The 17,976-nt window shown below is 60.0% G+C and carries 20 protein-coding genes and 1 riboswitch; of the genes, 9 read left to right on the top strand and 11 right to left on the bottom strand.

Annotation, left to right across the window (positions count from 1 at the left end; all coding sequences use genetic code 11):
• Positions 1-15 precede the first annotated feature (15 nt).
• Positions 16-642, bottom strand: a complete 627-nt coding sequence (locus KTQ42_RS18290) for a hypothetical protein (protein WP_249222980.1) — start codon at positions 640-642, stop codon at positions 16-18.
• Positions 643-842: 200 nt separating this feature from the next.
• On the opposite strand from KTQ42_RS18290, the gene KTQ42_RS18285 reads away from it, so the two are divergent.
• Positions 843-1,247 carry a carboxymuconolactone decarboxylase family protein gene (locus KTQ42_RS18285; RefSeq protein WP_217347066.1) on the top strand — a complete coding sequence of 135 codons (405 nt, stop codon included), beginning with the start codon at positions 843-845 and terminating at the stop codon, positions 1,245-1,247.
• 70 nt (positions 1,248-1,317) lie between these two features.
• On the opposite strand, the gene KTQ42_RS18280 is transcribed toward KTQ42_RS18285, so the two are convergent.
• Both KTQ42_RS18280 and KTQ42_RS18275 read right to left on the bottom strand, forming a co-directional pair.
• Positions 1,318-3,279, bottom strand: coding sequence for a diguanylate cyclase (locus KTQ42_RS18280; protein WP_217347065.1), 1,962 nt, complete (start codon positions 3,277-3,279; stop codon positions 1,318-1,320).
• Between the two features lie 788 nt (positions 3,280-4,067).
• On the bottom strand, positions 4,068-5,750 hold the full coding sequence (locus KTQ42_RS18275; protein WP_217347064.1) for an L-lactate permease: 1,683 nt from the start codon (positions 5,748-5,750) through the stop codon (positions 4,068-4,070).
• Positions 5,751-6,297: 547 nt separating this feature from the next.
• On the opposite strand from KTQ42_RS18275, the gene KTQ42_RS18270 reads away from it, so the two are divergent.
• Together KTQ42_RS18270 and KTQ42_RS18265 are read left to right on the top strand one after the other, a co-directional pair.
• Positions 6,298-6,777 carry an Hsp20/alpha crystallin family protein gene (locus KTQ42_RS18270; RefSeq protein WP_217347063.1) on the top strand — a complete coding sequence of 160 codons (480 nt, stop codon included), beginning with the start codon at positions 6,298-6,300 and terminating at the stop codon, positions 6,775-6,777.
• Between the two features lie 117 nt (positions 6,778-6,894).
• Positions 6,895-7,260: an Hsp20/alpha crystallin family protein gene (locus KTQ42_RS18265; protein ID WP_217347625.1), complete on the top strand. Its 366-nt coding sequence runs from the start codon at positions 6,895-6,897 to the stop codon at positions 7,258-7,260.
• A 52-nt stretch (positions 7,261-7,312) separates the two neighbouring features.
• Here KTQ42_RS18265 and KTQ42_RS18260 read toward each other — a convergent pair whose 3' ends face one another.
• Positions 7,313-8,830 carry a hypothetical protein gene (locus KTQ42_RS18260; RefSeq protein WP_217347062.1) on the bottom strand — a complete coding sequence of 506 codons (1,518 nt, stop codon included), beginning with the start codon at positions 8,828-8,830 and terminating at the stop codon, positions 7,313-7,315.
• Between the two features lie 761 nt (positions 8,831-9,591).
• Between KTQ42_RS18260 and KTQ42_RS18255 the strand changes: the two genes are divergently transcribed.
• Positions 9,592-10,035, top strand: coding sequence for a hypothetical protein (locus KTQ42_RS18255; RefSeq protein WP_217347061.1), 444 nt, complete (start codon positions 9,592-9,594; stop codon positions 10,033-10,035).
• 47 nt (positions 10,036-10,082) lie between these two features.
• On the opposite strand, the gene KTQ42_RS18250 is transcribed toward KTQ42_RS18255, so the two are convergent.
• The 3 genes from KTQ42_RS18250 to KTQ42_RS18240 form a co-directional block, all read right to left on the bottom strand.
• Positions 10,083-10,376, bottom strand: coding sequence for a hypothetical protein (locus tag KTQ42_RS18250; protein ID WP_217347060.1), 294 nt, complete (start codon positions 10,374-10,376; stop codon positions 10,083-10,085).
• 388 nt (positions 10,377-10,764) lie between these two features.
• A complete protein-coding gene (locus KTQ42_RS18245; RefSeq protein WP_217347059.1) occupies positions 10,765-11,199 on the bottom strand; it encodes a CBS domain-containing protein in 435 nt (144 codons plus the stop codon).
• A gap of 63 nt (positions 11,200-11,262) precedes the next feature.
• Positions 11,263-11,892, bottom strand: a complete 630-nt coding sequence (locus KTQ42_RS18240) for a class I SAM-dependent methyltransferase (protein ID WP_217347058.1) — start codon at positions 11,890-11,892, stop codon at positions 11,263-11,265.
• Positions 11,893-12,131: 239 nt separating this feature from the next.
• Here KTQ42_RS18240 and KTQ42_RS24275 point away from each other — a divergent pair, with 239 nt between their 5' ends.
• The 3 genes from KTQ42_RS24275 (at position 12,132) to KTQ42_RS18230 (ending at position 13,954) form a co-directional block, all read left to right on the top strand.
• Positions 12,132-12,257, top strand: a complete 126-nt coding sequence (locus KTQ42_RS24275) for a hypothetical protein (protein WP_283093310.1) — start codon at positions 12,132-12,134, stop codon at positions 12,255-12,257.
• A 187-nt stretch (positions 12,258-12,444) separates the two neighbouring features.
• Entirely contained in the window at positions 12,445-13,344 is a 900-nt protein-coding gene (locus tag KTQ42_RS18235; protein ID WP_217347057.1) for a TorF family putative porin, read from the top strand.
• 82 nt (positions 13,345-13,426) lie between these two features.
• Positions 13,427-13,954, top strand: coding sequence for a hypothetical protein (locus tag KTQ42_RS18230; protein WP_217347056.1), 528 nt, complete (start codon positions 13,427-13,429; stop codon positions 13,952-13,954).
• A 169-nt stretch (positions 13,955-14,123) separates the two neighbouring features.
• Here KTQ42_RS18230 and KTQ42_RS18225 read toward each other — a convergent pair whose 3' ends face one another.
• The 4 genes from KTQ42_RS18225 to KTQ42_RS18210 all read right to left on the bottom strand — a co-directional run bounded on the left by KTQ42_RS18225 (position 14,124) and on the right by KTQ42_RS18210 (position 16,479).
• Complete coding sequence (locus KTQ42_RS18225; protein ID WP_217347055.1) at positions 14,124-14,672, bottom strand: hypothetical protein; 549 nt, start codon at positions 14,670-14,672, stop codon at positions 14,124-14,126.
• A 420-nt stretch (positions 14,673-15,092) separates the two neighbouring features.
• Positions 15,093-15,470 carry a hypothetical protein gene (locus KTQ42_RS18220; RefSeq protein ID WP_217347054.1) on the bottom strand — a complete coding sequence of 126 codons (378 nt, stop codon included), beginning with the start codon at positions 15,468-15,470 and terminating at the stop codon, positions 15,093-15,095.
• Between the two features lie 207 nt (positions 15,471-15,677).
• Positions 15,678-15,977 carry a hypothetical protein gene (locus KTQ42_RS18215; RefSeq protein ID WP_217347053.1) on the bottom strand — a complete coding sequence of 100 codons (300 nt, stop codon included), beginning with the start codon at positions 15,975-15,977 and terminating at the stop codon, positions 15,678-15,680.
• Between the two features lie 295 nt (positions 15,978-16,272).
• A complete protein-coding gene (locus KTQ42_RS18210) occupies positions 16,273-16,479 on the bottom strand; it encodes a hypothetical protein (protein WP_217347052.1) in 207 nt (68 codons plus the stop codon).
• Positions 16,480-16,484: 5 nt separating this feature from the next.
• Positions 16,485-16,598, top strand: a riboswitch (guanidine-I (ykkC/yxkD leader).
• A 50-nt stretch (positions 16,599-16,648) separates the two neighbouring features.
• Between KTQ42_RS18210 and KTQ42_RS18205 the strand changes: the two genes are divergently transcribed.
• Together KTQ42_RS18205 and KTQ42_RS18200 are read left to right on the top strand one after the other, a co-directional pair.
• A complete protein-coding gene (locus KTQ42_RS18205; RefSeq protein ID WP_217347051.1) occupies positions 16,649-17,470 on the top strand; it encodes an ABC transporter permease in 822 nt (273 codons plus the stop codon).
• The coding region (locus tag KTQ42_RS18200) for an ATP-binding cassette domain-containing protein (RefSeq protein ID WP_249222979.1) at positions 17,449-17,976 on the top strand (528 nt) is incomplete at its 3' end. The genes KTQ42_RS18205 and KTQ42_RS18200, both read left to right, overlap by 22 nt.

The following is a 17,976-nucleotide window of genomic DNA, read 5'->3' as shown; positions in this document are numbered from 1 at the left end:
CAGGCCAAACGCGCCCTAGCGTCGGCGCTGGGCGATCTGCCCGAGTGCAACCGCCAGCGCAGCGCCGCCCAGGGCCTTGAACAGCTGGGGATTCTGCGCGTAGTAGCGGCTCATCTGGTCGATGATGCCGGGATGCTCCTGCTCGGCGCGGCTTGCCAGTTCCTGCACTTCCTCCGGGCTCAGGTTCTCCGCGTCCTGCGGCGTGATCTGCGGCGGCGTTGTGCCCTGGCTCATGCCGCCGCCGCCCAGAAGGCCGCCGAGTAGACTACCAAGGCCGCCCATGCCCCCCAGGCCGCCGGCACCCATGCCGCCGGCATTGCCCATATTGCCCATGTTGCCCATGCCGCCGCGGCCGCCTAGCAGCGACCCCAGCACCGCCGGACCAAGCGCGCCAATTAGCTGATTGAGCATGCCGGCACGCTGACCGGAATCGGCCTGCCCGAACATCTGTCCCATCATGTTGCCGAATGGCGGCGTCTGGTCAGAGCGGAAGGCCTGGTTGAAGCCGTGTTCCAGCATGTCGGGATCGGCCTGCCGGCTGACTTCATCAAAGTCCTGTTCCACCTGCTGCGGCGGGGACTGCTGGACGGAGGCATCGCTGTACTGGTCCAGAATGCGTCCGAAATCGGAACCGAATGCCATGATGTTCTCCTGACAATGAATTAACGAATTAATCAGAATGCGTATGGCCGAGATGGTTCCTTCTAGTGTGCAGACCCTTAGCGCAAACGCAAAGGTCATCTGATTAAGGAGAACCGCTGCCTTCATGCACCATGGCGTCGATGACCATGCGGTAACATGCGCCCGATCCCGAAACGATAACGACGGAGCAATGGCAAGCCATGAATATTCCGGAAGAATTTAACACGCCCGAGTTTGCGAAGGGCCTGGCCAAGCGGGTGGAGGTATTGGGCGAAGCCCATGTGCAGCGTTCGCTCGACAATGCCGACGCCTTCAGCCGGCCGCTGCAGCAATATGTGACCGAGGCCGCCTGGGGCGCGATCTGGGGCCGCGAAGGCCTCGATGCGAAGTCGCGCAGCATGATCACCGTGGCGATGCTGACTGCGCTGGGCATGCAGCACGAGCTGGCAGTGCATGTGCGCGGCGCCCTCAACAATGGCGTGTCCGCACGCGAACTGCAGGAAATCCTGCTGCAGTCAGCTGTCTATGCCGGCGCGCCGGCGGCGCTGGAAGCCTTTCGCACGGCAGGCGCGGTGCTCAAGGATGCCGGCGTTCAGGTGGAATGAGGCAAGCCCTGTAGCGGGTACGCACCGCGGTTATTAATTGCCGGTCAATCCGGACGCGCTCGGGGAGCCTCTATGCGCTTGCGCGGCGCATCGATGCGGCCGGATAAGCTTCGGTCTTCTGGCCGTCGTTGCCCAGCCAGGCCTGGTTGCGGCCCAATTCCTTGGCCTTGTACAACGCCTCGTCGGCCCGCTTTGTCAGCTCCTGGGCCTGCCCGCCGTCAGGGCCCATGCAGGCAATGCCAATGCTGGTGGAGACCGCCAGCAGCACCCCTTCGACATCGAACGGCCGCCGCATCGCTTCCAGGATCTTGCCAGCAACCAGCCGCGCCTCGGTTGCGGCGGCCAGGTTTTCCAGGATAATGGTGAATTCATCGCCGGCCAGCCGGCACACGCTGTCGGTGCCTCGCACCGCGCCTGCAAGCCTGCGCGCGAATTCCTGCAGCACCGCATCGCCGCCCGCGTGGCCCAGAGTGTCGTTGATGCGCTTGAAATGGTCGACATCGAGGAACATCAGTCCCACCAGTTGTCCGGTGCGACGGGCGCGCCGGATCGCCTCTTCCAGCTTTTCATTGAAGTGACGGCGGTTGGGCAGGCCGGTCAATGCATCCATGCGGGCCAGTGCCTGCAGCTTCTGCTCGCTGGCCCGCAGCACGTTTTCCGCATGCAGCCGCTGCTGCACTTCCAGCGCCAGCTCCGCATTGCTGTGCTGCAGTTCGCGGGTGCGCTGCTGCACCCGGCTTTCCAGCTCTTCCTGATGCAGCTGCAGCGCCAGCTCGGCCTGCTTGCGGGCATGGATGTCCTCGATCACCGTGATCAGATACGCCGGGCTGCCGTCGGGCGGCCGGTTCACTGACACCGTGATCGCGCCCCAGACCATTTCGCCGTTCTTGCGCAGATACCGCTTCTCCATGCTGTAGGCATGGCGCCGCCCTTTAATTGCTTCATTCAGCAGCGACAGATTTCCCGGCAGGTCGTCCGGATGGGTCACCTGCTGGAAGGTCATGCGCTGCAGCTCGTCGGCATCATAGCCAAGGATGCTGCAGAGGCGCGGATTGACCCGCAGCCAGGCGCCGTCCAGCGATACATGGGCAATGCCGACCGGGGCCATCTCGAAGGTGGTACGCAGGGTCGCCTCACTGGCGCGCAGCGCAAATTCGGCCTCGCGCTGGGCGGTCACGTCCTGGATCAGCGACAGGATAGAGATCGGCGCGCCATCCTCGGCGAACAGGATGGAGTTATGCCAGGCGCAATGCACGATGCGGCCATCGCGGTGGATGCTGCGGCCGTGGCTGACATTGCGCAGACCGCGCCGCGCCAACAGTTGGCGCATGCCGTCCAGCATGGCTGGCGCATCGTCCGGATGCACCAGCCCGGCCTGTTCCAGCGGCACGCCCAGCATGCGCTCGGCGCTCCAGCCGAACAGCTCCTCGGCCCGGTCCGACCACGACACGGTGCGCATCGCATGGTCCCACTGCACTACCGCCAGCGGCGAATTATAGATATGCGAGGACAGATGGCGCAGTGCCGCGTTGAGCTCCTCGTCGCGCGTCATGGCGCGCGCGGCGATGACTGACTTGCGGATTTCCTCTTCCACCATCTCGGCCAGGTGGCGCAGGCTATCGAGATCTATCTCGGCAGGGTCGCGTGGCCTGACATCGACGATACACAGCGTGCCCAGCGCATGGCCTTCCGGACTGCACACCGGGTGGCCGGCGTAGAAACGCACATGGGGCACGCCCTGTACCACAGGGTGCTTGGCAAAGCGTGGATCCTGCAGGGTATCGGACACCACCAGCGGTCCGTTATTGCGCAGCGCATGGATGCAGAAGGCCATTGCATCTGGCGACTCGGATGTGTCCAGGTCATAGCGCGACCTGAACCATTGACGCTCGTTGTCGAGCATGGAAACCAGCGCAATTGGGACCTGGAACAGCTTGGCAGCGATATGGGTGATGCGGTCAAAACGTTCGTCGGTACTGGTGTCGAGTATCTGCAAGGCACACAGCGTATCGAGCCGCTGCTGTTGTTCCATTGCCTTTGGCGGCTCTCTGTGCATCATTCCTCTGCTGATCGGTCATCCGTGCGGTAGTACCAAAATTATGGCATGAAAGCCTTCTTGATAATTCCATGACGCAATATTTCACAATACCTGAAGGAGATTTAAAATTTTACTTGAGGTAATTGTTGCAAATTGACATCGAAGCTGGTGGACAATGCTTGTAAGAGCGAAACATGGGTATGCCTGCGTTAACGGTGCTGAAAAAATTGAAGCGGGCTTCAGGTTTCAACCCTTGATAGATTGCAACTTCAGCTTGAACCTTGTTTTACTCCTGTCAAGAAGCGCAGGAAGCCTAGCTTGGATTGAGCGCAAGCGAAACCCGGGATCAACCCGTCGGGAATCCAAAGCCCTATTGTGAATTTATAGTTTCCAATAGTTGTAGGATGGATTGCACGATGAACCGGCCATCACGCCCGAATCTTGAGTTATCAAGTGTGTAAGCGAGCCCGGATTTCGCTTTGCTCATCCAATCTACGCGCTGCCGGTCAGCCTGCGGCGGCTGTGAACATGGGCAATGTATCCACACAGTACGACAAGAATCGCAAGGAAGACAAAATAATGGGCGGTGTGCAGGAATGGAATTGCAATCCACTGCTGCGGGTAAACGAGCAAACTCAACCGTGAAGTTGCGCGAGTACTGCCTTGAGTCGGGCAACGGAAACCGAAGGCGCAAAAGGGAGGCAAAGACAAAAAATGCCAGGGGAAATTTCGCATTCCACTGGCATTGGTACATCCTTACATCGGTACCTCAACAATCGCGTTTAACGCACCACCATATGGGTGAACGGCGCGACATATGCCTGCAGCGTCACCAGGAAGCCCACCAGTATCGCCAGCGCGATCGAGTGGAAGAACACGTAACGCAGGATGTCACCCTCATGGCCGTACCACTTGGTGGCGGTGGAGGCCACCACGATGGATTGTGCGTCAATCATCTTGCCCATCACGCCACCCGAGCTATTGGCCGCGGCCATCAGTACCGGGGGCAGGCCCAGTTGTTCGGCGGTCGTACGCTGCAAGCTGCCGAACAGCACGTTGGCAGCGGTATCGGAACCGGTCAGCGCCACGCCCAGCCAACCCAGCAGCGTGCCGAACATCGGATAGAACATGCCGGTATGCGCAAACGCCAGGCCCAGGGTTGCATCCAGGCCGGAATACTTGGTCAGATAGCCAACACCGAACATCGCGCAGATGGTCAGCAGCGAATAGCGGACTAGCTTGATGGTTTCCCAGTATTCCTTTAGCAGGCGGGTGAACGAATAGCCCATCAGCAGGCCCGCAGTCAGCGCCGACACCAGAATGCCGGTACCGGCCATCGATAGCACGTTAAAGTTGAACACGGCGGCTTCCGGCGATGGCTTGCTAACCACCGGCGGCATCTTGACGACCATTTGGTCCAGGCCGGGAATGGCGAATTTCCATGCCCATAGACCGTCCATGATCTTCTTGAATGCCGGCGTGCCCCAGATGAACACGAATACCGACAGGATCACCCATGGCGCCCAGGCGCGCACCATGCTGATGCTTGCCGCGCCGGCGTTGGCTTCCACGGCGGCGGCAGAGGTGCCATTCGCGGCGATGTCGTCCATCGAGGTGTCATGACGATTGACGATGGCGGTGGAGGTCCAGATCTTCTTTGGCTTCCAGACTTTCAGGAACAGCGTCAGGCTGCCCATCGACACGATAGAAGCGATCACGTCGACCAGCCAGGGGCCGTGGTAGTTCGACACGATGAATTGCGGAATCGCGAAGGACACGCCGGCAACCAGAATGGCTGGCCAGATCTCGCGCATGCCGCGGAAGCCTGCGAAGGCCCAGATCAGCCAGAACGGCACCAGTACCGAGAAAAACGGCAACTGGCGGCCGATCATCGCGGAGAGTTGCAGCAGGTCCAGGCCGGTCACGGCCGACAGCGCCAGCACCGGTGCGCCGAGCGCGCCATACGCCACCGGCGCGGTGTTTGCGATCAGTGCCAGGCCGGATGCCGCCAGCGGCGAAAAGCCCAGGCCGATCAGGATAGCGCCGGTCACTGCCACCGGGGTGCCGAAGCCGGCGGCGCCTTCAAAGAAGGCGCCGAAACAGAAGGCGACCAGCAGCAGTTGCAGGCGACGGTCCTCGGTCACGCCGCTGATGCTGTTCTGCAGCGCCTTGAAGTAACCGTTCAGCGTGGTCAGGCGATGGAGAAAAATGATGTTAAGTACGATCCAGCCAATCGGAAACAGCCCGGCGGCGACGCCATAGCCGGCAGCCTTGCCTGCCATTGCAACCGGCATGCCGAACACGAATCCGGCAATGCCGATGCCCACCAGCAGCGCCAGACCGGCGGCAAGGTGGGCTTTCATATGGAAAAACGCCAACGCCGCCAGTAGTACCGCGACTGGAATGCCGGCCGCGACGGTGGATAGGGCAAAACTGCCCAGGGGGTCATACACTTGCTGCCACATCTCTTTCTCCTCTTATTGAATCATTCTGTCTCGTGGCCGGTAGGGGTGCGGTCGTGGCGGCAGACCCCGTCCAGGCACTTAAAGCTTCTGGACCCGGATTGTAATACTTTGTTTTTTAAAAAGAATTTCCCCCGAATAATATTCAGATGAAAATTATTACTGCATGGCGAAACATAGTTTCACTTATCGGCGCGCAGTTTAATGGATAAACGGTCCCGTGAAGAACCTGAGTTTGGCATCTCTTTACTAATGCGCAAGGCACATTACGCTGTTCAAGCCTCGCATAGACCATTTATTGTTTCCTTTTTGCACTGCAGGACGAAGTGAACAGTTCGTTAACAGCGTTTCTCCATCCCGGTACAAGCCAACGCCAGGCAAAGCATGCCTGCTTCGCCAAGCGTCAGACCTCGTTTAGTCAAAACCCGGTGCCTTTTCTGGGCACAGTCACCTTTAGCTAGACGCATCTCAAACCGCCTGCATTCCTCTTGATGTTTTGGCACGCCGGATCTATCTAAGCATTCCCCCAACCACACAGGAGGATTTCGCCATGCTTTACAGATCAGTGTTTCCCGGCGACCTGCTCGCCGAAATGGACCGTATTCAGCGCGAAATGCAGCAGGCATTCGGCATGGAGCCAAGCATCCGTGGCGTCGGCCGCGGCGGCTTTCCGGCATTGAATGTGGGCAGCACACCACAATCGGTGGAGCTGTATGCCTTCCTGCCAGGGCTGGATCCGAATGCGATCGAAGTCAATCTTGAACGCGGCGTGCTCACTGTGGCAGGCGAACGGCCTGACCTGGTGGCCGCAGGCGCCAATACCGGCAACAACGCAGGTGGCAGCGCAGGCAACGGCGGCAAATCAACCGTCCATATCAACGAGCGCTTCGCAGGCCGTTTCCGTAAGGTGGTCAGCCTGCCGGAAGATGCGGATCCGGACGGCGTCTCGGCCCAATACCGGGATGGCGTGCTGCACATCAGCGTCAGGCGCAAGCAGCAGGTGCAGCCGCGCCGCATCAGCGTTCAATGAGAAAAAGCAAAGGAGGACATCATGGCTGAAGACAAGAGCACCCGTAACGCTGGCCAGCAGCATGGCGGCGGCACGAACCAGCAACCGGCGCAGCAAAACCAGGGTGGCCAGCAGGCCATGCAGGCAAGTGGCAAGCAGAAGGAAGGCCAGGAACGCGCGCTGCTGCCACCAGTCGACGTGGTGGAGGATGCCAACGGTATCACGCTGTATGCCGACCTGCCAGGCGTTTCCAGGGAAAACCTGAGCCTGCATCTGGAGACCGACAGCCTGACCATCGAGGGCACCGTGGCGCTAGATGTGCCGCAGGACATGCAGTCTAGCCACGCCGATGTGACGCTGCCGCGCTACCGGCGGGTTTTCACGCTATCGAAAGAACTCGATGCCGAGCAGGCGTCAGCTGAACTGAAGAACGGCGTGCTGACCCTGCGCATACCCAAGGCACAGCACGCCCAGCCGCGTCGCATCGAAGTCAAGGTGGCATGACCAACTGCTGCGCGGCCCGAAGAGGACCGCGCAGCGCGGATCCAGGAAGAACTCAGCGCGGGGCGCGCAGGTGGCGGTTGTGACGCTTCTTGCCGCCTTCGCCCTGGCTGCCCTGTCCCTGCCCCTTCGGACCGCGTGGGACGTGGGGACGCGGCTCGGCATTGATCGAGCCGGGGTTATGCAGCCAGGAATTGAGCTGCTCGCGCACCCGCGGGATGCCGCCGGCGATCCGGATATAGCGGTTTCTCAGCAGCCGGCGCAGCAGTTCATCCACCGGCTGCGACACATCCTCGCGCAGACCGATGATGCGCTGGCATTGGCGGAACACATCGGCGCTGCGTACCGCGTCGGGCGCTACCACAGTCAGACGCAACTGCGGATACAGCAATTGCAGGTCATCCAGTTCACGGGTATTGGCGCCTACCAGGCCGATGGTCGGCTTGAAGTCGCTGTTGGCTGAAGGTGGCAGCTTGGGGTCGAACAGGGGCTGCACCTCGGCCGGGTGGCTGCTCTCGTCATCCAGCAGGTCGGGCGCACGCTCCGGCGTATCGATCGGCGCGCTGAATTGCTGGGGCTCGCGCTCTGGCTGAGGCTGGCGCTCCGGGCGCGGCTGGCGCTCAGGTCGGCTGCCGTAAGTGGCATTGCTATTGCCATTTCCATTGCCTGATGCGAATTGCGACAGGGCTTTCTGCATGATGCCGGCAAGCTGCTGCTCGCCCGCCTTGCCACCCATGACCTTGACCAGTGCCAGTGCCATTTCCTCGCATACCATCGCGACAAACGGCCGGGCCGCCTCGATGAAACCGGGTGATGCCTGCGTGGCGGCCCAGGCGCCCTGCGGCCGCGCCTCCGGGGCGCGTTCCCTTTGCCGCTCGCGGCCAGCGGCCGCCGCATTCTGCTCCGGCCGGCGTGGCGCCAGGTCCTGCTGCGGGAAGGTCCGGTTCGCGTCACGTTGCTGTGGCTGCGTTTGCGGCTTTGGCTGGGCTTGCGGTTCGGGCGCTAGCTCGACCGGCACGGCTACCGCTGCAGCGCCGCTCACTGCTGCCTGCTGTACGGGAGTCGCTTCGGTTGCTTCGGCCCGGATTGACGACGGGGCCGCAGCCGGCTCCTGCGGCTGGGCGGGACTTTCTTCCCTTGCGCCAGCCATTGGGGCGGCCTGAGGCGCCTTGTCCCGGCCTGACTTGCGGGTTGGCTGCGAAGGCGCAGCTTCCGGTGCCGACGCCGCTGAGGCTGCGGTGACGTCAGCGGTACCCTCATCCGGCGTGGCGCCAGCCTGTTCACGCTTGAACAGATCGTCCTGGCGCACCTTGTTCATGTTCTGAAAAATCGTGCTGAGTCTGTCTCGAATACCCTGGAATCCCTGGGCGATCGAAATCAGCTTGCGATGACGGTCTTCCGGCAGTGCTTCCTGCGCCATGAATACGTCCTTGGCGCGGATCTCTTCAAGGCGTGGCGATGACAGCAGCACGGCACCCTTTTGCTCGAAAAGATGATTGGCAACGCTGGCCCATTCCTCTTCCGTCCATTTAATGACCTTGGGAGCGGCGGATTTTTCAGTTTTATCAGGCATGGCTTAATTTAACGGTTTGTTTAAACACGGGTGACTCTGCAACACCGTACTCTTATGGTGGGTTCAGCGCGCATTGCCGCATTCAATGAGTGGCTGGCGATGCAATATGACGCAATCGGGCCAGAAGGTACAAGCGCTTGTCGATCGGCTTCATTGATGCAGCCGGACAGGCAGGCCGGCATGCGCTCTAGCCTTCATCAGCCACCGCTGACGATCCGCTTCACAATCGCTTGCTTGGCCGGGCCAGTCCAGTCAGGGCGCTCGCCCGGTGAATGACAGGGAATGCAAAGACCCGGCTCGAGGAGCATGCCGTTATAGCAAAGTCGTAGCGGATGCGGGAGTGTACCGGAAGTGGCGGCAGTCTGCTGCAACGATTTGTCGGAAGATGGCTTCCATCAAGCCCGACTCGGGGTAGCTCGCTTTAGTTTAATGACGAGGCCTGCGTAAGCATTCCACAGATACCGTCGGGTTGCCCCTTTTTAAAAGCCGCCTCATTTGGCGCGGGCACCTTGCTGTAAAGGCAATAGAAGCTTTTGTCACGTTCTGACATTACGCAAAAGTGCTGTTATAGTTCGCCGGTTGCACAAAAAGGGGCTGTTTGTCAAGGGAGCAATGTTACTGCTTCGCATCGGACTCCAGAGCAAATTATTTGCTGCTAACCCTAAATGTTTCCATACGGAAACCGATAACAGGATAGGCGAACAACGCCGAAATTCACAGGACGCGGCTGGAGCCGGCCCACCTTTTCAGAAAGAACCTCCATGGATGCTACGCAGACTGCAGCGCGACAGGTATTAACCCTTTGGTACCAGGATCAGGCGCTGCGCGTCGTTGTCGACCGGGAAGTACGTTTTGCCGTCGAGGATATCCGGCGCATTGCCCGCGCCCACGATCATCGCGACACCGAATTGGCCCGTGATCCGCGGTGGCCAAAAGTCACTACCGACGATAACGGGGAACGGATAGAAACCTTGGGCTGGTCGCAGGCGCTGAACCTGATCGACCTCGGCGACCTTGCCTCGCGCGACATCCAGATGTTTGGAGAATGGTTTCTGACCGGCGTCATCGAACAGCTTTGCGAGGAGTTAAGCCTGACCGGCACCGAGCGCATCGACACGTCCAGCGTCCAGGAAAGCAGTTTCTTCCGCAAGGCCGTCGCGGCAATCGAAGGGCCGCAGGCGCGGGTCATCCAGCAACTGCACTGAGCGCTGCATGCCGGGCACCCCGGCCGATCTGAACACCGCCTTGCGGCTCAAGCGTCCTTTGGCTTGCCCTGGACGTCGCTGAGGCGGTATTTCTGGCGGCGATCGCCCATCAGATCGCGCAGTTCACGGATCGGCAGGTTGGACACTTCATGCATGCGGATCAGGATGGAAGCGCCGACCGGCAGCCGACGATGCCTAATCTTGCTGATCACGGGCGGAGCAACCTCCAGCGCACGGGCCAGCGCCGCATCATTTTTCAGGACCAGCCGATCCAGTAAAGCGTCCAGAAGCTTGTCCGGGTTGTATTCCAGCTGAGAAGTGAGCGGATGCTGTTCGTCCATGACCTTGTCCAAAATTAGTTGCAATAGGTTAATAATATACCAATAAGAAATAAACAACTTGGTGCAGAGCAAACTTTATGGTGATTAAGTTGCAATCCGGGCCTGATCAGGCATCTGCACACTGCCGACGGATTCAAGACCGGCGCCCAGTCATAAACATTTCATATAACGGATATTGAAAACGGGAATTTTATTTCTTTAGGAGCTGAAGATATAGTTGCACCTGTCTCCTCCACCCTCCCAAAGGATGGATTTACCCGCTCCCGGTGAGCGGGTTTTTTTTGCCCATTTTCCTTGCCAAGCAACGGCGCCGCCCGTTTGCAATGCCGGGACAGTGCACAGCAATGACAGACCGCAACAAGCAGTTTGGAAGCTGCCAATGCTAACGCTAGCTACGGTCGGGTTCGGACGGCGTGGAAATCTCAGAAAGGGTACGGTCGACTTCGGCGGAATGCTTGGTGGCCAGGTCACCCAATGCCACGATCCCTGCAAGCTTGCCGGTGGCGCGGTCCATCACGGGCATGCGACGCACCTGCACCTCGCGCATGCGCTGCATCACATCGTCCACCACTTCATCGGTGAAGCAATAACTAATGCCGGCGCTCATCACGTCAGCCACTGGGGTCTGTCCGGGTGCCCTGCCTGCCGACACCGCCCTGACCACGATATCGCGGTCGGTCACCATGCCGACCAGCCGGCCTCCCTCGAACACTGGAATGGAACCGACGTTAAGCTCATCCATCAGTTGGGCTGCCCGCTCGATGGTCTCGTTCGGCCCGAGTGTGGCGACATCGGGTGTCATGATTTCTGAAATCAGCTGCATGCTGTGCTCCTTGTTGATCCGGCATGTTGATTTGCCGGTTCGATGCCGGCCGCCGGACGAAGTTCAGCAAGGCACCTTGTAGACGCGTACTGTCCAGGTACGGCCATCGTCGCCGCGCGCATCCTGCTCGTCCTGCAACTGGTAACGACGCTCCAACAACTGCCAAAGCGCGCCATGCTCCCAGCCGGACATCGCCACGATTAGCACCGAGCAGGGGTGCAGATTGTCGCGGGTGCATTTGTCCAGGATGGCCCCCGGATTGTCGAAGCACTGTAGGGATTCATTAAAGATCACGCAATCGAAGCGGCTGCCGACGGTCTCGCTGTCGTAATTGCGCCTGCTGATCCTGACGCCGGGAAAGCTGGCGGTGGCGCAGCGCACGGCGTCGTCGGCCACATCGACGCCGGTGTAGCAGGAGCTTTCGAGGCCGGTATGCTCGGTCAGGTAGCGGTACAACATGCCGCTGCCACAGCCGATGTCCAGTAGGGCGCCATCGCCGACATGCCGTTGATAAAGTTCGCAGATCGCCAGATAAGGCGCGGACTGTTCCGCGCTGTCCAGATCATCCCAAAGGCCGGCTCGGTATTGCGCGTTCCACGACTGCTGCGCTGCCGGGCAACCATGCAGGTGGCTGCCATTGCCGGTCGACTCACTCTGCAGGCCGGACTGGCCCGCCGTCGGGGTCGTACTCATAAAGGTGCTGAAGCTCCTGTTGTATGCCTTGCCGATGGACCATCGGTCCCGCCGCTTAGTTCGATGCCCGGTGCGAAAAGCAGCGTAGTTGCATTGTCGGGCAATCCTGCGCTGCCGGCGGCCGCAATCGGACTTCGGCTGGCATGTTTCGTGCGAGCAGGCTTGTTCCATGTCCACAATGTAAAAGGCGCTTTTTCCACACGCCGGGAGTCTGTATGCCAGCCTGTCAATCTATTCCAATGAAGACCGTTCGCATCGGCGGCGCCTTGCTGCGCGGCGCTTTCCTGCTGCTGATGTTCCGGCCCAGCTTGTCCGGACAGTGCAAGGTTAAGGCGCCGGCCTGCCTTTCCTTCCTGACGTCCTAGAAGAACTAGCACGGTTGCTAGGCACCCGCCATTTAATAGTGCTCGCATGCACCAGTAAGGCGCACGCCGCACCCCGTATGCGCCTCTCAATAAGTTAAATCCTGATAAGTCAGCAGCTTGCATGGCATACATCTCGCTAAGGTAGCCATGCAGCAAGCAAAACTTCCATGAACAGGAGCCAACCGCAATGACCGCCAGGATCACCTTCGCCGCCCTACTCGCCATGACCACAGCCTGCAGCGCAACTGCTGCCGACGCGCCTGCCGACGCAGCCGCCGCGCCCTACACCTTTACAGGCCATATCGACCTGGTTTCGCGCTATTACCTACGCGGGGCCACCACGACCTATGGCAACGCGCTGCCAACGCTGGGCAACAAAGTTGCCGATGCGCCCGAGTCCGACCGCCCCGCGGTGCAGGGCGGCCTGGACTTCGTGCATGAAAGCGGGTTCTACGCCGGCTACTTCGCGTCCACCATCAACTACTCCTACAAGCAACTGGGCCGATCCTATGACGACCGCAACATAGTCAGCGGCTTCCAGAACGACAAGTCGGTCGAGAATGATTTCTATGCCGGCTATAACGGCAAGGCCGGCGATCTTGGCTATACCGCCGGGCTCACCGGCTATTACTACATCAATGGCAAGCATGCCAACGCATTCGAGACCAAGCTGGGCCTGGCTTATGGCGACTTTGCGGTGTCCGCGCAGACCCTGCTCAACGACGTGGTATGGGGCAACAAGGGCGATACCTATGTCACCCTGAACTACACCCATGCGCTGCCGTACAAGATCACCTTCCTGGGCAGCTTGGGCGGCTACGTCTATAAGAAGGAAGGCAAATTTCTCGGCACCACCGATACCCTGACCAACACCAGCTGCGGCGCCGGCAGCGCTTTCAATATCAGTGGCTGCTATGCCGGGAACACGCCGATTTCCAGCGGCTTCCGCCACCTGATACTCGGCTTTACCCAACCCATCCTGGACACGCCGCTGACCTGGGGCGTGCAGGCCATTATCGCCGGCAAGACCCGCTTCGGCATCAAGCAGGACAACAAGGTGGTGGCCAGCATCAGCTACGGCTTCTGACGCCACTGGCCCGGGCTGCCGGGCGGCATGCGGCTGGTGCTAGAATCAGCCGCCGACTGCTTGCCTGGAGAGTCCACGCCCGATGCGTCGCTTTGATTACCGCCTTGTGCAGAAAATCGTTGCCTGCAGCCTGCTGCAGGCGTTCGTCTGCATTGCCCATGCCAATGCCATTGCGCCCGATGGCTTTCGCGGCATGAAGTGGGGTGACCCGGTGGCGCGTCTGCCCAATGCGATTGCGCTCAGCAATCCGCCTGGCTGCTATGGCAACCGCAGGGAGGAACTGCGCCTGGGCAGTGCCCAGCTGTTCGGCGTGTTTTACTGCTTTGAAAACGACAGGCTGGTCCGGGTGGAACTGCGCTCAGCAACGGGCGAGGACAACCTGAAGGCCTTCGAGGAGGCAGTCATTACCGTGTTTGGTCAGCCCTTGCCGTCCGGGCCCGGCACAAGCCGCAATGTGCGCCATTTCACGCCGCCGGATGCGCCGGTTGGCGTCACCCTGATCCGGGAAGTGCTGGGGGTGCACAAGTACCTGCTGGTGCTGGAAAGCAGACGGACACCGGGCGACGTTGCCGGCGAGAAGGGCGAAGCCAAGAAAGATTTTGGTTTCTGAGCCGTGTCGGCACGTGCGACGGCTGCCTGCACCAGGATGATCCCAGGCTACGGTCAGAAACAGTCCTGCATGCCGTCCCTGATCTTCCTGTTTCGGGTCACGATACGTACCTTCAGCGCTGGTGTAGCAGCGGGAGTGCTCGTAATGGCCGCCGCCTGCAGCGCGGCGATCACGCCGATTTCATGGCCAGGGTTTCCGACAATATTTCCAGGGTGACGAGCGTGCACCGGTGTTGCCTGGCCGCCTGGAACAATGCCGCGTATTCGGCTGCGATGCGCCTGCCATCCGGCAAGCCGTTTTTCAAAGGACAGGGCTGGGCGTAAAAGTACAGATGGGTTCTGATGTTGCTGCCCGGGCTTTTGCGCGGGCCAACGCGGTCTGCCACAGCCGCGCCCGGCGCACCTGAGCGAGCCTGCTGCGCATGGCGCCGCGCCAGGGCCGTGTGCATCGGATCGGCGGAATTGCCGGTGGGCATGATCAGGCCTGGCAGTTGCCTGTCGGCTTCGGTCAGGCAGTCGATGACTTCCATCGCCGGCCGCTCTGTCGGCGGTGATACCACCGGCAGCACTTCCAGCGCAGCCACGATGCACTCCCCGAGCCGGGGCGAGCTTACCCGGATATGGATGGCCGGCTGCAGGCCTTCTTGGTAGCAGCGGCGGACCGGTGCCAGCATGGCTTCCACGCACTGGTCCACCGTGTGCGGGTCGTCGTCAAACACGTCGGTCAGGCAAATCGGCCTGTGCTGCCTGCCTGCTTCCGCAACGGCCGTCTCATAGACCGCGCCAAGCTTGCGGATTGCCGCGTCGTTCAGGTGCCCGTGCTGCTGGCGCCCGCTGGGCGTGCGCCAGCAGCACGGTTCGGGCTTGATCCCGCACCCTGGCGAAGTGCACTTGCTCGATATGCTAATTGCGGCCCAGTTTAACCAGCCATTGGTGGCATGCCGCCGACATCGAAAACAGTCCCCCTTCATTGGCAAGGAGGATGACTGCCTGGCTGTCGATATCCGCCAGGTACAACTCACTCTAACGGTCACAGACAATGTCCTGCGGCGATAACGCCGGCCGGATTGGCTGGGGCGGCTGGAGCAACCGTGGGAGCAGCCAGCGTGGCGCGACTGACAAATTTTTTGCGGCAAGCATCAGCAGTTTCGATGCGGCATGGACAGCGCTGGCAGAACGTCCGGCGCTGCAGGCCCAGAGGGACTGGAATAGGCTGTGCTGCAACGCCGGCAATAAGGTTGAGCGAGGCTGGGAAGAGACTGGCTCGCGGACGGTTGAGACGGCGCCAGCACAAGAGCTGTGCGGTCGCCGCCGGACAACGTCTGCGTCTGCGCCGACGACACGCAGCACAGCTTGTCGAATAGAGGGAGCAACACGTCGATGGCCGCCCAGCATGCCACCACGCGCGCGCTACCGGGGTCGTCAAGCGCAGTTGTATCGGTCTGGCCGGAACCGCTTCGCATTGTTTTTCGCTTGTTGATCAGTGCCATGACCCATGTCAGATCGTTATCGCTCATTAGCCGATTTTCGGCTAAAGCTTTAGTAAATCGCATCAATGCTTGTAGCATTGCTTGTAAATAATATGATTCGGCCTCAGCAAGAATTCCGTTGATCGGATTTTTCGTCCGGCATTTTTATCGATAAATAGCGACAAAGTTGGCATTGTCTTTTCCTGTGTAAACACATCTTCTAAATTTCTGCTCAATTCCTGAATTTGAGGCGATCTACAGAACCCAGTGACAACAGTTTATTTTTAAAACCTGCATTTCCCGTTGGGCGATATCGCATTCCGCAAAGCTAGTCCGAATTTCTTCCGGAACCATCCTGTCCATTCTTCGGGCGCGCAACAGTGCCTTTTCCTGCACAATTGTTCGCATTGCCATCTGGTCAGGTGCTCCCTGACCGGATGGTCCGGCCAGCGCTGCGCAAATCAGCCGATGCGCAAGCGCGCGCTGGGCTTCGGCATTCCACCAATTGCTCAATCTCTCGAACACCGACTCGTTACCATTTCTGAGAAAAAGCAAATAGACTATTTCCTGTTTTCCACCAACCATTCTTATCGATGCCCGGGCACGTAAAGAATAAATTTTTTCTTATCGGACATTTGTTCCAAAAGCGTTTCGATATCGCCAATGGAAAAAGAACAGGCTTCTTTTCTTCGTGCTTTCTGAAACGCAGTCATGCGACCTCCGATCGATTATCAGCTTCAGTGATTGATTAGTTTCTATTAAAAAATAACATAATGCGTTACATTTTTTAAATGATTGAATTGACACATTGATTAGCCCGCTTTCGGAATTCGGTTCAATTCAGGTTAGTTCAATTGATCAGGCGCAATTGCATGCCGTATAACGCACCAGGCTGATGCGTCATCGATAACACCGGCATCACGACAGTGCGCCAATCAGTTTTTTGTGCTTCAAACGCACCACGACAAGGCAAACCCTGTCCGCCTGCGGTGTTGACATAGCTGGCACCGTTATTGCAAAGCTTCATCCCGAGAGTCGCGTCGGCCGGATCAGGCAAGCACGCCTCAAGATCGCTAGGGTTCCGGCCGCATTTGCGGCGACTGGTCCGAGAGCAATCGGCCCCACTGCATTGCGTTATCGCTTGGGGCTCCACGGAGGGACAAAAGCCCGGGAGAACTGCGTTGCTGCGCGCTCTCTCGTTTTTGCAAACCCGACCAGGAGCCACCATGTCCGCATCCCCCCATCGCGCGCCACGCCCACCAGGCATCTGGACCATCGCCGGCAGCCTGGGCCGCCGTCAGTACTGGCTGTTCGCCGCGCTGGGCCTGCTTTCGCCGCTACTGCTGTGGAGCGCGTTGTCGGCCTCCGGCCTGATCGACCCGGTATTTCTGCCCAACCCGGCCATGGTCGCCCGGCGCATCCTGACTTGGCTGACCGAGGACGACCTGCTGGCCGACACCGGCATCTCGATCTACCGCGTCAGCGCCGGCTTCGTGCTGTCGGCGGTGCTGGCCCTGCCACTGGGCCTGTTGATCGGCTCGTTCCGGCCGGTGGCGGCGATGCTGGAGCCGCTGACCGATTTCATTCGCTACATGCCGGCAGTGGCCTTCATCCCGCTGATTATGCTGTGGGTGGGCATCGATGAAAGCGCCAAGATATCGGTGATCTTCATCGGCACCTTCTTCCAGATGCTGCTGATGGTGGCCGAGGATGTGCGGCGCACGCCGAAGGCTCAGATCGAGGCCGCCCATACCATGGGCGCAACCCGCTATGAAATCATCAAGCTCGTGCTGCTACCCTCGGCTAAGCCGGCGCTGCTCGACACGCTTCGGGTAACGATGGGCTGGGCCTGGACCTATCTCGTGGTGGCCGAGCTGGTGGCTGCCAATTCCGGCCTCGGCTATTCCATCCTGAAGGCGCAGCGCTTCCTGAAAACCGACACCATCTTCGCCGGCATCATCCTGATCGGCCTGATCGGCCTGGTGATGGACCAGGGCTTCCGATGGCTGCATCGCCGGCTCTTTCCATGGGCGCAAGCCAGGGCCTGAACATGAACAAGGTGCACATGATGAACAAGGTACAGATACGCCATCTCGGCAAGGTGTTCGACGGCGACGGCAATCCAGTGACGGCGCTGGAGAACATCAGTCTCGATGTCAGGGACAACGAATTCGTTACGCTGGTGGGCGCTTCCGGCTGCGGCAAGTCGACGCTGCTACGCATCCTCGGCGGCCTGGAATACCGTAGCAGCGGCGAACTCGACAGCAATGGCCAGCCCGTCAACGGACCCGGCGCCGACCGTGCCATGGTGTTCCAGCATTACAGCCTCTACCCCTGGCTGACGGTGATGGAGAACATCAAGTTCAGCCGCAAGCTGCGCGCCAAGCGCGGCGACATGAGTTCGGCCGATGTCGAGGCCGCCAGCGGCCGCGCCGACGCGCTGCTGCGCCTGATCGGCCTGTCCAGCGCCGCCCATGCCTATCCCAACCAGCTCTCCGGCGGCATGCAGCAGCGGGTGGCGATCGCCAGGGCGCTGATGTCGCGGCCTTCCATC

It is taken from the genome of Noviherbaspirillum sp. L7-7A, from assembly GCF_019052805.1.
Lineage (GTDB): Bacteria > Pseudomonadota > Gammaproteobacteria > Burkholderiales > Burkholderiaceae_D > Noviherbaspirillum_A.
The sequence above is the reverse complement of the archived record's forward strand: the minus strand, read 5'-3'. Positions and strand labels throughout refer to the sequence as shown.